We start from the raw sequence: 12,718 nt of genomic DNA, 5'->3' as shown, positions 1-12,718 counted from the left end.
TCTCGATGATCGACGGTCAAAAGGCATAGCGCGCGCGGCGGCGCGCCTCGCGGCGCTGCAGCCAGCCGATCGCCGCGTCGCGCACGCGCTGGCGCAGCTTGTCCAATTTCGAAGGATTGCTGATGATCTGCGCACGGTAGAACGACGGGCACAGCACCGCCGCGTGCGAGACCTCGCCGCACAGGCCGCAGCCCACGCAACTGTCGAGCACGCTCGCTACCGGATCGGTGCGCAGCGGATCGGGGTTGGGCTTGATCGAGAGCGACGGGCAACCCGAAAGCCGGATGCACGAATGATCGCCGGTGCAGGTGTCCGAATCCACGCCGAAGCGCTCGCGCACCACGCGCTCGCCCGCGGCAATCGCCTTGCGCTGCTTCGGCTTCTCGCGGCGCTGCTTGTTCAGCATGCATTCGCTCTGCGCGATCAGCACCTTCGGCCCTTTCGCGCCGGTGGTGAGCGCTTCCTTGAGCGTCGCCATCATCGTCTTGAGGTCGTAGGTGCGGCGCACCGTCTTCACCCACTTCACGCCCACGCCGCGCACCGCCTGCTCGATCTCGTGGCCCGTGCTGCGCGTGGGGTTCAGCGCCGTCGACGACAGAATGTCCTGCCCGCCCGTGGCCGACGTATAGCTGTTGTCGACGACGATCGTGAGGTTGTCGCTCTTGTTGAAGACCGCGTTGGCAATGCCGCTCGTGAGGCCGTTGTGCCAGAAGCCGCCGTCGCCCATCACCGAAATGGCGCGCTTGTCCGCGCTCGCGTTCAGCGCCGATGCGCTCGCGCTGCCGAGGCCGTAGCCCATGGTCGTCGCGCCCAGGTTGAACGGCGGCAGGATCGAGAACAGATGGCAGCCAATGTCGGCGCTCACGTGGTGCGGGCCCAGCTCGCGCTCGACGAGCTTCATCGCCGTGAAGATCGGGCGCTCCGGGCAGCCCGTGCAGAAGCCTGGCGGGCGCGCATGCACGCTGTCGTCGAGCGGCGGCACGGTTGCGGCGGGGGCGCTTTCCACGCTTGCCAGGCCTGCGGCGCTTGCCCCACCTTGCTCGCCTGAGCGCGCCGCCCCGGGCGTCGCTGCGGCAGCTTCCGCACGCCCCGCCGGCGCATCGGCGGGCACCGCCTTCACCGGAATCACCTTGCGCGGCGCCGGTTGCGCTTCGAGCACGCCATAGCGCTCGAAGAACGCGCGCAGGCCTTTCATGACCGTCGCCGCGTTGTATTCGCCCGCGAGCGGCAACACGTCCTTGCCGTGCAGCGCGGCGCTCACACCGCGCTGACGCAAGATCGCGCTCGCGTTCTGCTCGACGAAGTTCGGCTGCCCTTCTTCGATCACGAGCACGGCGCGCTTGCCCGCGCAGAATCGTTCCCACTCCGAATCGATGAGCGGATACGCCACGTTCATCACGTAAAGCGGAATCTCCGATTCGCCGTAGACGTCCGCGAGGCCGAGCCGCTCGAGCGCGCGCAGCACCGTGTTGTAGCTGCCGCCCTGCACCGCGATGCCGATATCGCGCGCATCGGCCGAGAAAAATTCGTTGAGCTGCCGTTCTTCGATGAACTTCACGGCGGCCGGCCAGCGCTCGTGAATCTTCTCGCGCTCGTGCAGGAAGCTTGCGGGTGGCAGCACGATGCGCTCGACGTCGCGCTGTGGATGTTCGAGCGCGTCCTTGATGGTGAAGGCGGAGCGGCGATTCTCGGAAGCCACGAACTGGCCGTGCACATGGCAGGCGCGAATGCGCAGTTGCAGCATGACGGGCGTGCTGCTCGCCTCGGAGAGGTCGAAGCCGTCCTTCACCGCCTGCACGATCGAGGGCAGATTGGGGCGCGGATCGAGCAGCCAGATCTGCGACTTCATCGCGAACGCGTGGCTGCGCTCCTGCATGATCGAGGAGCCCTCGCCGTAGTCTTCGCCGACGATGATGAGCGCACCGCCCGTCACGCCGCCCGAGGCGAGATTCGCGAGCGCGTCGGACGCGACGTTCGTGCCCACCGTGGCCTTGAAGGTGACCGCGCCGCGCAGCGGATAGTTGACGGAAGCGGCCAGCGACGCCGCGGCGGTGGCCTCGCTCGCGCTGTTCTCGAAGCGGATGCCGTGGTCGCTCAGGATGTCCTGCGCGTCCGCGAGCACGTCCATCAGATGCGAAATCGGCGCGCCCTGGTAGCCGGCCACGTACGCCACGCCCGATTCGAGCAGCGCCTTCGTCACGGCGAGAATGCCTTCGCCGCTGAATACCTCACCCGCGCCAAGGCGCAGCTTCTTCACTTCCTCGACAAACGACCGCTCTGCCATGACCGTCCCCTTCGATGATCTGCCTCTGCCGCCCGGCGGACCCATGCCGCGCGTCGAGTCAGTATAGTTTAGAGTTAAATATTTCCAAAATCATAGTTAACCCGGCAAGACGGCGTCCGGCGGAACGCGCCTGCGCGCCCGGTTGCGGGACGGACGCGCGGCGCGAGAGGAAACGGCAGGCCCGTCAGGGCCTGTTTTCAGCGTGAACTGACCCTAGATCACCAGCCGCGAGACCTTCACGCCTTCGAGCGAGACCCCGGCCATCAAGCCGGCGTTGGTCAGCACGAACGCCTCGACGGGACTGGTCGCAGTCGACGTGTCGATATTGCCGTTCGCCCCCACGGTGACGAGCGCCACCGTGGCGTCGGCGCCGGCCGACCAGCCCTGGCTGTTGACGAAGTCGTTGAGCGCGCCCTGGTTCATGAACGCGAAGATGATGTCCTTGGACTGCGCGCCGATCTGCAGGCCGAACGAGCCCCCGAGCGTGCTGTAGTAGCCCTCGGTGCGCCCGTTCACGCGCAGCGCGCCGGTGCCGTATTGCGCGCCGACCCAGAAGCCCGCCGCGATCACGCCCGGAAAGACGAGCACGCCGCTCGACTTCGAGAGCAGCTCGCGCGAGCCGGTCACCGTGCTGTAGAGGCGCGTGAGCGTGGCGTCCACGCTCGCGTCGATGGAATTGCGCCTGGCCGCGTTCTGGGCGGCGCTGCTTCCCGAGCCTGGCGGGGTCGTCGTGCAGCCGGCAAGCGCAAGGCCGCCCGCGGCGAGCGCGGCGCTGGAGTTGAGGAGAAATTGACGTCGGCGCATTGAGGTGTTCCTGTCGAGACGGATCCGTGAAGTCGATGCCCGCGCACACGTGCCGCGCGAAGCGCCTGAGGATAGCGTGCGTGGTCGCCGGCCGCTGCAACGGCACGCCTTGCAGGCCCGCGCGGGCAGCCACGGCGGCCATGCCCGCCTTCCTCTGGCGATATAGGACCATGCGCCGCGCATCGAGTTCGCGCCGTCCGGCCCAAAATCCCCGGCGCCCGCGCCGGCCGCAGCGCAATGCTGCGACGCAACACCCTCGCCTGCATTCATCTTGCGTTGTCCGACTTTGCGTACGCCGATCTCCTGGTTTCTCGAAATCGTCCGATTTTTTCTGTCAGCCCTGGTCGATAGAGTCAAGACGTGGGGGCGCTCCACGCCTCTGCTCCCAGCCATCTTGAATCCGATACCGTCATGTCCATCGCCAAACCCCTTCGTCGGAATCGACCCGCCGCGTCGTGGATCCTGAGCGCTTGCGAATGGGCGAGCGGCTTTGGGGTCTACCTCCTGCCGGTCTTCTACATCGCCTTCTTCGCCGCGCTGTATCTGCTCTGGCGCGAGCCCCGCTCCACCTTCTGGCTGATGGCGGCGGGCGGCGCTCTTTGCTGGACGATGACGGCGTGGGCGATCGTGTTCTGCCTGGCCAGCATGCGGTCCGCGCCCGCGCCCGTGCATGGCCGCGCGGAACCGGCCCACGCGCCTCAGCCGCGCGTGCGCCCCGAGCCGCTGCGTTTCGTGCAGATGCCCACGCGCGCGTGCAACCAGGCCTGCGGCACGCCAACGGGCGGTGAAGCCCGCTTTGCGGTCGCCTGCTTCCACGCGCGTTGCCCCACGGCCAACACCGGCGATGCGCCCGGCATCGCTCACGAACCGTCGCAAGCCGATCGATAACGCATCGCAACCGCCCTTGTTCGAACGGACCGTGCCCATGCCGGGAACTGACATGAATACGCCGACATCCTGCGGGAGGCCAAATAATCCCCTGACATATAATGAGATAGCTATCCGGTATAGCCGCGGGGCATACGGCCCGGCTCCACGCGGCCTCATTCAGACTGCGAATCCAGGCAAAACGCACACGCTCATGACGAACGCAACACAAGACCTGCGGATCGTGGTGGCCGACGACCATCCTGTCGTGCTCACGGCCGTCACCGACTACCTCGACCAGATTCCCGGACAGAAGGTCGTGGCGACCGCCGGGTCGGGCGCCGATCTTATCGAAACATTGCGCAACACCCCGTGCGACCTGATCGTCACGGACTTCTCGATGCAAGGCGAGATCGAGGACGAAGACGGCCTGCGCCTCATCAGCCGCCTGCGCCGGCTCTATCCAGACACCCCCGTCGTGGTGTTCACGATGCTCACCAACGGCGGCATCCTGCACGAGCTCGCCGAGCTGGGCGTAGCCGGTCTCGTCGGCAAGGACGAGCCCATTCCGACGCTCGCGCAAGTCTGCCAGCGCGCGCTCGTCGAGCCGGGCACGACGCTCTCGGCGCGCATCGCCGAGCGGCTCGCCACCGAAGGCTCGACCGCCGACGAATTCCGCCGCACCCATCCCCTCTCGCCGCGCGAGCTCGAAGTCGTGCGGCTCTTTGCGCTCGGCCTGAGCGTCACGGAAATCTCCAGGCGCCTGAACCGCTCGGTGACGACCGTCGCCACCCAGAAGCGGGCGGCCATGCGCAAGCTCCATCTCGATTCCAATGCCGATCTGATCCGTTACGCGAGTGAACACGGGTTCGCATAATGGAACGGCGCATCGCCTCGCTGGCTTCGCCCCTTGGCGCACTCAAGGCGCTCGAGCGCAATCTGAAGCGCGAGCGGCGCGTCTTCGCGATGCTGATCGCGCTACTCGCCTTCGCGGGCCTCGTTGCCGCGTGCGTGGCGGCATTCAGCATCGGCGCGGCCGCGCTCTCGAGCCAGGCTGCGCAGCTGCGCACGATCACGGCGCAAACGAACGAGTACGTTGCGCGACGTTATAACTTCCTGTCGAGCCTGAGGCTGCTGTTCTCGCTGCAGGAGGAAGGCATCTTCACGCCGCCGCCCGCTCCCGCGACGCCGCAACGCTGCGCGCCGGCCTTCGCGGGCCTCGCGGGCGCCCCCGAGCTGCACACGCTATGCGAGCGCGCGGCGCAGCGGGCTTCGGAAATCAGCCTGGACGCGCCCATGCTCTTCGTGCTGCTCGACGGCAGCGCCGCATGGCAATATCAGCTCGCGCCAGACCCGCACAGCGCCAGACGCGAGCCGCTGCGCGAGGGCGCGGACGACGCACGCATGCTGGTGGACGCCGCGCTCCTGCGCATGAGTGCGCGCGGCATCGACCCGCTGGGCTCGGGCCGCTGGCGCGACGTGACCTGGTTCCGCCCGCCGGCCGGGCTCGGCTTTTCGCCCCGGCTCGTGCTGGCGGCGGCGACCGTTCTTAAGGATGACAAACCGTATGCGCTCGTGATCACGAGCGTCGATCTGGCCGCGCTGCCGCACGCGCAAGCCGCGAACGCACCGGGCATCGAGCCGACCTTGTTCGACGGCGACGGCGCGATGCTGGCCGGCACCTTATCAGCGCCCGCCGCGCAGTACGTCGACCGCGTGGTCGCGGCGCTGCCCGTCGAGCGCTTTCATTTGCTGCCGCGCTTCGGCTGGGTGTTGCGCGAGCGGCCGCTCGAATATCAGTTCGGCCATTACACGCTTGCGCTGCCCTGGGACGCGCAATTCGCGCTGATCCGCACGCCGCTCGCGATCATCGTGCTGATGACGGCAGCGCTCATGGCGCTGCTCCTGGCGCTTGCGCGCTACTGGAACCGGCATGTGCTCGAGCGCACCTATGCCGAGGCCACGCGCGCGCTCGAAGGCGAATTGCTCAACCACCTGCTCGTGCACGCGACGCCGGTTGGCCTGTGCATCGTGCGCCAGCGCGACTTCGAAATCGTGATCGCGAACCAGATCGTGCGCAACGTGCTCGGTCTCGACGCTCACGCCACCCGGCTACCCGGCGCGCTGTGCGTGGAGTTCGAGAAGCACATGCCCGATGCGCCCGCGACGGGCGCGGAAACCCCCATCCACGTCCTGCCTTTCTCGCTCGTGCGCGAAGACGGCGCAAGCGTGCATCTGGAAATCACCTACGCCCCCGCCTCCATGAACCGCGAGGACGTCATGTTCTGCGCCTTCGCCGACATGTCGAAGCACTACGAGGCCGAGCGCCTGTTGCGCGAAGCGAAGCGCACGAGCGATGAAGCCGCGCGCAGCAAGGTGAGCTTCTTCGCGGCGATGAGCCACGAGATCCGCACGCCGCTCGCCTCGCTCGTAGGCAACATCGAGCTGGTGGCGCGCGGGCCGCTCGCGCCCGAGCAGGAGGCGCGCGTCGGGGCCATGCAGATCTCCGCCTCGGAGCTGCTGCAGATCGTGAGCGACGTGCTCGACTTCTCGAAGATCGACGTCGGCGCGATGACGCTTTCTGAGGAACCCGAATCGATTGCCGTGTTGCTGGTGCGCATCGCGCTCGCGCATGCGCCGCTCGCCGCGCGCTCGCAGCTGCCGTTCTACCTCGTGGTGGACCGCGCCATTCCCGCGCGGCTGTATTTCGACCCCGTGCGGCTCGCCCAGATCGTCAACAACCTCTTGAGCAACGCGTTCAAGTTCACGCACTCCGGCAAGATCGTGCTGCGCGCGCACTGGCGCGACGAGGCACTCGAAATCAGCGTGGCCGACTCGGGCGTGGGCATGCCGGACTCCCTCAAGGCGCGGCTGTTCCAGCCGTTCACGCAAGGCGACGAACACCGGCTCACCGAGGCGCGCGGGACCGGCCTCGGCCTGTCGATCTGCGGGCGGCTCGCCAAGCTCATGCACGGGCGCTGCGAGGTGGAGAGCACGCTCGGCGTGGGCACGCGTGTGATCGTGACCCTGCCGCTGCGCACGGACGGCGCGCTCACGGCGGGCGAGGAATGGACCCTGCCCGACGTGCATCCGGCCATGCTGTGCCGCGCGCCCGAGAACCACGAATGGCTCACGAATCTCTTCGACCCCACGGTCAGCACGCCGACCTGGCTGAACGCAAACGAAGCACCGCCGCGCGAAGGCACGTGGGATTACCTGCTGGCGACGGGCGAGCATTCGGTCGAGGAAGTCGAGCGCCTGTGGGGCAGCACGGCCAACGTCGTGTGGCTGCGCCAGGACGGGCCGCTCGTGCCGCTCGCGCGCGCGGACGGCGGCGTGGAAGTGAGCCTCTACAGTCTCGCGGGCATTCGCACCGCCACGCAGATGCTGCGCGCCCGGCCCGACGCGGCGTCGAACGCGCCCGCCATGCTGGCTGGCGTTGGGCCTGGTGCTGGAACTGGCGTTGGCTCCCGCGCCGGTTCCGCCGAGACGCAAGCGCCGCAAGGCAACGACTCCCGGCGGCTGAACGTGCTGATCGCGGAAGACAACCTCCTCAACCGCAGCCTGCTGCGCGATCAGTTGCGCACGCTCGGCGCGAACGTGACCGACGCGAAGGATGGCGAAGAAGCGCTCGCCCGGCTCGACGACGCGCACATCGACGTCGTGCTCACCGACCTCAACATGCCAAAGATGAACGGCTACCAGTTGCTGCAGGCCGCGCGCGCGAAACAGGCGGCGCTGCCCGTCTACGCGGTGAGCGGCAATGCCCTGCCCGAACAGATCGCGCAGGGCCGCCAGTCCGGCTTCACCGACTATTTGAGCAAGCCTGTGCCGCTCGCGGAGCTCGCACGCGTGCTCGCCGACGTGGCGGCGAATCTGCGCAGCGCGGCGCAGAGCGCTGTCGCACCGCCGGCGACGGTACAACCCCTTGCCGCTCACACCGGGAGTCAGTTCAAGATGGTGCAGCCTGCTATGGACGAGCCCAGGATGGGCCATCCCGAGATCGGCGAGCCCCAGATGGGCCAGCCCGACGACGATGCCGGCGAAGGCGTGCCGCGCTTTCCCGCGTTATCGTCCGCGCTCGTGCCGCTGTTCGTCGAGCAAGCCGACCACGATATCGCCGACTATGCGCAGATCGCGTCCGCGCACGATTTCCAGCGCCTGCGCGACTGGGCGCATCGCGTCTCGGGCGGCCTGGCCGTGCTGGGCCCTTCGATGCTCAACGAAGCCTGTCTGGAACTGCGCGCGACGCTGCGCGAAGCCGGACGGTGGACCGATGAAGTGGGCGAGCTCTCGGAGGCGGTAGCGGCCGAACTGGAGGCGTTGCGCGAGCAGGCCGCGACGCGCGATTCGGCGTAAATCAGCCCGATGGGGCTCAAGGTGGCCCGATTTGTTCCGACCGGGACGCAGCCGCTACACGCGCGGCACAAGCCCGCCTCGAGCCTCGCTCAAGTGAGCTTCTGAAGAAATGCAGGAGTCGTCGCAGGCGCCTGCTCGGGGCACTCACCGTGCTGTCTGCGTACGCACCACAGACGCAGCGCGCTGCCCTCGAGGGGGCAGCCGACGGGATTGTGCGGCGTGGCATGCGTGCGCGCCTCGAGCCGCAACGCGTACGCGTCGGGCAATTCGATGCCGCAGCGGGTCGCCCGCACACCGCTTTCGCGTTTGAGCGCCGCATGGTCCCGCGTCGCGCCGCCGTCATGGCGCAGTGCGCGTACACCGCTGGGCTCGGCAGTGCGGGCCATCCATTTCAGGCTGGGCGCCTGGCGTATTGAAAAGACAGGCATGATCGTTCGCCGCGAAGCCCGCGGCGCCATAATCGTTGCAGACGGCAACAATAGTCGCTCGCCATAGCGGCGCTCGCCATAGAACGTCTTCGAAAAGGCCGGCTCCAGCCCACGAAAAGGCGCTTCCAGCCGCAGATCGAGCCGTTGCTTTACCCACACCGGCTCGCATTCGGTCGCCCGCAAAATCTTTCGCCTTCCTGACAGAAAGACGATCGCGCCCATGCAGGCTCGCCGTCACGACAGAGCAGCTTCGAGCGAGCTGCGGTAATCTGAGGACACAATTGCCCTTGAACCCGACCCTGCAATCGGGTTTCTAAGCTATATCGAGGCCTTGCATGGGATCAGACTCAGGCATTTTGCGCGAGCCCTGATCGACCGCGAAGCATGGGACCGGAGTCAGCGCGTTGCGCCAATGCCGGTCGACAGGAGACAACAGTGTTCCGGCTCATTTCTGCATTGGGGATAGCCGCGGCGCTTGCGGGCTGCGTCGCGCCCTACCCTGGCTACTACGACGCCACGTACGGCTATGGCTATCCCTATCCTTACGCTTACGGCTATCCGTACGGGTACGGCTACCCCGCCTACTATTACGGGCCGAGTTTCGGCTTCGCGTACTTTGGCGGTGGCGGCGCATGCTGCTACCACTACCATGGCGGGCACGGAGGCTGGCATGGCGGCGGCGGCTGGCACGGCGGTGGCGACACCTGGGAAAGCGGCGGCAGTCACGGCAGCGGACACGGGCATTAGCCCCGCACCCAACGCCCCTTATACCCGCCCGTTCACCGCAATCTCGGCGCCGGTGACCGCGCGCGCGTCCGACGAAATCAGGAAAGCGATCACCGCCGCGATTTCATCAGGCTGCACCCAGCGCGTGAAATCGGCGTCGGGCATGTCGGCGCGGTTCTGCGGCGTGTCGATGATGCTCGGCAGAATCGCGTTGACCGTCACGCGCTTGTCCTTGAGCTCCTCGGCCAGCGCCTCGGTGAGCCGCGCCACCCCGGCCTTCGAAGCGGCGTAGGCGCCCATGCCGAGCCCGGCCTTCTGGCCCGCGCCCGCGCCGATGTTCACGATGCAGCCCGCGCCGCGCGCGAGCAGGTGCGGCAGCGCCGCCTTCGACGCATTGAGCGCGGTCTTCACGTTCAGATCGAACATCAGATCCCACGTGCGTGCGTCGCCTTCGACGATCGTTTCCCAGCGGAACGCACCTGCAATGTTGACGAGCGCATCGAGCCCGCCGAGTGCCTCGCTCGCCGTCTCCAGCGCCTGATTCGCCGCGCCGGCGTCGACGAGGTCGATGCCGCCGATGCGCACCGCCTGGGCGAGCGTGGCGGGCCACGCGTCGCCGCCGGGTGCCGCGCCCCGGCCGATCAGCGCCACGCGCGCACCGCGCACCGCGAGAAACTGCGCGCTCGCCATGCCGAGACTGCCGAAGCCGCCGGTGATCGCCACCATCTTGCCATTCACTGAGTTATCCATCTTGAGCGCCTGCCAGTCTTTCGTTCGGGTGGTTTCGAACGATGGGTTGAAAATCGCCGCGGCGGCTCGTGGCCGCCGCGAGCCGCAACGTTAGCCGAGCGCGCCGATCCCATCAACTGCCGCATCCTGCGCGGCATGATCGATGCACAGCCGTGCTCACGGGCGCCTGGTGTCGCAACGGCTCGCTATTTCAGGCCTCGGTCCGCGCCGCTGCCAGACTGCGCCGACGCAGCTCCTCGGTGGTTTCGCCCTTGCCGTCCGCGCGCCAGCCCGGAGGCAGGATCGCGTGGCACACGGCGGTCCACAGATTGGGCGCGGCGACGATGTCACGCGCGAGACTCGCCCAGTGCTCGAACTCGACGACGAGCGGATTGCGCGAACGCGTCGGCGTGACGAGCCCGTAGCGGCACGGCTCCTCGGCGCGCTCTGCCACGTAGGTGCCGAACAGCCGGTCGAACACGATCAGCACGCCGCCATAGTTCGCGTCGAGGTAATCGACATTGGACGCATGATGCACGCGATGCGCCGAAGGCGTATTGAACACGTATTCGAGCCAGCCGAGCTTGGGCATCCAGGTGTTGTGCAGCCAGAACTGATAGAGCAGGTTGAACGAGAGAATCGCCACTGCGATTTCCGGGCGTACGCCGAGCCAGACGAGCGGCGCGAAGAAGAAGACCGGGCCGGCAAGCTTGCTGGTCCACCCGAGCCGATACGCGGAAGACAGCGTGAGCTGGTTGGGCGAATGATGCACCGCGTGCGAGGCCCAGAAAAAACGCATGCGGTGCGCGGCGCGGTGATAGCAGTAGTAGCAGAATTCCTGGCCGACGAACACGAGCAGCACGAGCAGCACGTTATCGATCGTGAGCGTAAAGAGACGATGCTCCCAGGCGAAGTGGAAGACCGGCGTGGCGAGTGAAATGGGCAGGAACGCCAACAGTTTTCGTCCGACGAGATCGGCGAGCGAGAGCCAGACCTCGGACCAGTTGAATGGCGCCTGGCCGTCGCAGCGCTTGCGCAGCGAGAGCACCGCCGCCTCGATCAGCGAGGCGGCAACGATGAAGAGCGTGACATAAGACGCGAGTTTTCCTGTCGATAGCATGATGAACAGTGTGCGAGTAGAAGCGCCTGGCGCGGTGTTGAAAAGGACGCGTCGTGCGCTGCTGGATCGGGCGTCGCGTCGGATGAACCGCACTGTAGTGACGCGCGACGCGCAGAACCACTGACAAAGTATGTCGCCGCATGTCGTGCGCCCGGCGTGAAATACCGCGACATGGTTTTGCGCGAGACTCGCACAAGGGATCGCCCTATAGTTCGTTCCGCTGACACGCCGACTGCGTGCTCCGAACCGAAACGCAAGGATCCCCGATGAAATCGCTCACCCGCTCCGCCCTCGCCGCCGCCCTCCTCGCCCTCGCCAGCGCACCGGCTTTCGCAGGCTGGTCCGGCCACGGCACCGCCTACACGCCGCGCGGCACGTACAACGGCGCGCACTACGGCTCGTGCGGCGGCGGCAGCTGCTCGCACGCGGGCGGCGTGGCCGGCCCATGGGGCGGCGTCGCGACCAACACGGGCACCGTCACGCGCACCGCGCCGGGACAGTTCTCGAACAGCGGCACGGCAGTCGGCCCGAACGGGCGTTCGGTCCAGCATTCCGGCGACACGAGCTGCGCAGGGGGCACCTGCTCGCACACCGGCACCATGACGGGCGAGGACGGCCGCAGCGCATCGACCTCGGGCAGCGTGACGCGCACGGCGCCGGGCCAGTACTCGTCTTCGGGCACGGTCACCGCCGCGAACGGCAACAGCGTGAGCCACAACGCCTCGACCAGCTGCGCGGGCTCGACCTGCTATCGCTCGGGCACGGCCACGGGCAGCGAAGGCGGCACGGTCACGCACTCGGGCAGCGCGACAAGCGTCGCACCGGGCGTGGTGACGACGTCGGGCGGCTCGACCGTCGTCCACGGCGGCACGGTCACGACGGGCGGGACCACGGTGGTCCAGGGCGGGACCACGGTAGCCGTGGGCGCCACGGTGGCCGTCGCGCCTGCGCCGGTGGTCGTCACGCCGCCGCCCCCGCCGCCGGCCAACACGGTCTATGTGGCCCCGCCGCCGGCGCCGAGCACCGTCGTCGTCGCCCAGGCGCCCAAGACCGTCTACGTCGCGCCCCCGCCGCCGAAGCCGGTTTATGTTGCACCGCCCGCGCCGAAGGTCGTGTATGTCGCGCCGCCCGCGCCCAAGGTCGTGTACGTCGCGCCGCCCGCGCCGCGCGTCGTGTATGTCGGCCGCCCGCTGCCGCACGCTGTCTATGTCGCCCCGCGTCCGGTCTACGTCGCGCCCGCCCCGCGCGCCGCGATCTGGGTGCCGGGCCACTGGGCAGGCGGTGTCTGGGTGCCCGCGCATTGGGCCTGATCGCGAACGCGCGGCGCCCGTTTCCACGGGCGCGCGCCGGCCGCCCCGCTGCGGCCCGAGCGCCCAACCGGCACATCCGGGCGCCACGGCC

The 12,718-nt window shown here is 68.0% G+C and carries 10 protein-coding genes; 5 read left to right on the top strand and 5 right to left on the bottom strand.

Going from position 1 to position 12,718, the window contains the following annotated elements; translation table 11 throughout:
- Positions 1 to 16: 16 nt before the first annotated feature.
- Both BO1_RS17895 and BO1_RS17890 read right to left on the bottom strand, forming a co-directional pair.
- Positions 17 to 2,284: a thiamine pyrophosphate-dependent enzyme gene (locus BO1_RS17895; protein WP_028218733.1), complete on the bottom strand. Its 2,268-nt coding sequence runs from the start codon at positions 2,282 to 2,284 to the stop codon at positions 17 to 19.
- Between the two features lie 213 nt (positions 2,285 to 2,497).
- Positions 2,498 to 3,088: a BPSL1445 family SYLF domain-containing lipoprotein gene (locus BO1_RS17890; protein ID WP_028218732.1), complete on the bottom strand. Its 591-nt coding sequence runs from the start codon at positions 3,086 to 3,088 to the stop codon at positions 2,498 to 2,500.
- Positions 3,089 to 3,499: 411 nt separating this feature from the next.
- On the opposite strand from BO1_RS17890, the gene BO1_RS17885 reads away from it, so the two are divergent.
- From BO1_RS17885 to BO1_RS17875, 3 genes are all read left to right on the top strand, one after another.
- Complete coding sequence (locus tag BO1_RS17885; protein WP_028218731.1) at positions 3,500 to 3,976, top strand: hypothetical protein; 477 nt, start codon at positions 3,500 to 3,502, stop codon at positions 3,974 to 3,976.
- Positions 3,977 to 4,169: 193 nt separating this feature from the next.
- Positions 4,170 to 4,832, top strand: a complete 663-nt coding sequence (locus BO1_RS17880) for a response regulator transcription factor (protein WP_028218730.1) — start codon at positions 4,170 to 4,172, stop codon at positions 4,830 to 4,832.
- Positions 4,832 to 8,314: a hybrid sensor histidine kinase/response regulator gene (locus BO1_RS17875; protein ID WP_028218729.1), complete on the top strand. Its 3,483-nt coding sequence runs from the start codon at positions 4,832 to 4,834 to the stop codon at positions 8,312 to 8,314. The genes BO1_RS17880 and BO1_RS17875 overlap by 1 nt, the downstream gene beginning before the upstream one ends.
- 89 nt (positions 8,315 to 8,403) lie before the next feature.
- On the opposite strand, the gene BO1_RS17870 is transcribed toward BO1_RS17875, so the two are convergent.
- Positions 8,404 to 8,964: a hypothetical protein gene (locus tag BO1_RS17870; protein WP_028218728.1), complete on the bottom strand. Its 561-nt coding sequence runs from the start codon at positions 8,962 to 8,964 to the stop codon at positions 8,404 to 8,406.
- Between the two features lie 213 nt (positions 8,965 to 9,177).
- On the opposite strand from BO1_RS17870, the gene BO1_RS17865 reads away from it, so the two are divergent.
- On the top strand, positions 9,178 to 9,489 hold the full coding sequence (locus tag BO1_RS17865; protein WP_028218727.1) for a hypothetical protein: 312 nt from the start codon (positions 9,178 to 9,180) through the stop codon (positions 9,487 to 9,489).
- Positions 9,490 to 9,507: 18 nt separating this feature from the next.
- Here BO1_RS17865 and BO1_RS17860 read toward each other — a convergent pair whose 3' ends face one another.
- Entirely contained in the window at positions 9,508 to 10,218 is a 711-nt protein-coding gene (locus BO1_RS17860; protein ID WP_028218726.1) for an SDR family NAD(P)-dependent oxidoreductase, read from the bottom strand.
- A 190-nt stretch (positions 10,219 to 10,408) separates the two neighbouring features.
- Entirely contained in the window at positions 10,409 to 11,317 is a 909-nt protein-coding gene (locus BO1_RS17855) for a sterol desaturase family protein (protein WP_028218725.1), read from the bottom strand.
- Between the two features lie 266 nt (positions 11,318 to 11,583).
- Between BO1_RS17855 and BO1_RS17850 the strand changes: the two genes are divergently transcribed.
- The gene (locus BO1_RS17850; protein ID WP_028218724.1) at positions 11,584 to 12,627 is read left to right on the top strand and encodes a hypothetical protein; all 1,044 of its coding nucleotides are present in this window, start codon (positions 11,584 to 11,586) and stop codon (positions 12,625 to 12,627) included.
- The last annotated feature ends 91 nt before the right edge of the window (positions 12,628 to 12,718 follow it).

Origin of the sequence: Paraburkholderia oxyphila NBRC 105797 (assembly GCF_000685075.1) — a bacterium.
GTDB classification, from domain to species: domain Bacteria; phylum Pseudomonadota; class Gammaproteobacteria; order Burkholderiales; family Burkholderiaceae; genus Paraburkholderia; species Paraburkholderia oxyphila.
Note: the sequence above shows the minus strand (reverse complement) of the source record. Positions and strands in the feature narration are given on the sequence as shown.

What these genes read in the sequence shown, in the direction of transcription:
- BO1_RS17895 (WP_028218733.1), bottom strand. Translation starts at nt 2,284, where the DNA reads ATGGCAGAGCGGTCGTTTGTCGAGGAAGTGAAGAAGCTGCGCCTTGGC.
- BO1_RS17890 (WP_028218732.1), bottom strand. Translation starts at nt 3,088, where the DNA reads ATGCGCCGACGTCAATTTCTCCTCAACTCCAGCGCCGCGCTCGCCGCG.
- BO1_RS17885 (WP_028218731.1), top strand. Translation starts at nt 3,500, where the DNA reads ATGTCCATCGCCAAACCCCTTCGTCGGAATCGACCCGCCGCGTCGTGG.
- BO1_RS17880 (WP_028218730.1), top strand. Translation starts at nt 4,170, where the DNA reads ATGACGAACGCAACACAAGACCTGCGGATCGTGGTGGCCGACGACCAT.
- BO1_RS17875 (WP_028218729.1), top strand. Translation starts at nt 4,832, where the DNA reads ATGGAACGGCGCATCGCCTCGCTGGCTTCGCCCCTTGGCGCACTCAAG.
- BO1_RS17870 (WP_028218728.1), bottom strand. Translation starts at nt 8,964, where the DNA reads ATGGGCGCGATCGTCTTTCTGTCAGGAAGGCGAAAGATTTTGCGGGCG.
- BO1_RS17860 (WP_028218726.1), bottom strand. Translation starts at nt 10,218, where the DNA reads ATGGATAACTCAGTGAATGGCAAGATGGTGGCGATCACCGGCGGCTTC.
- BO1_RS17855 (WP_028218725.1), bottom strand. Translation starts at nt 11,317, where the DNA reads ATGCTATCGACAGGAAAACTCGCGTCTTATGTCACGCTCTTCATCGTT.
- BO1_RS17850 (WP_028218724.1), top strand. Translation starts at nt 11,584, where the DNA reads ATGAAATCGCTCACCCGCTCCGCCCTCGCCGCCGCCCTCCTCGCCCTC.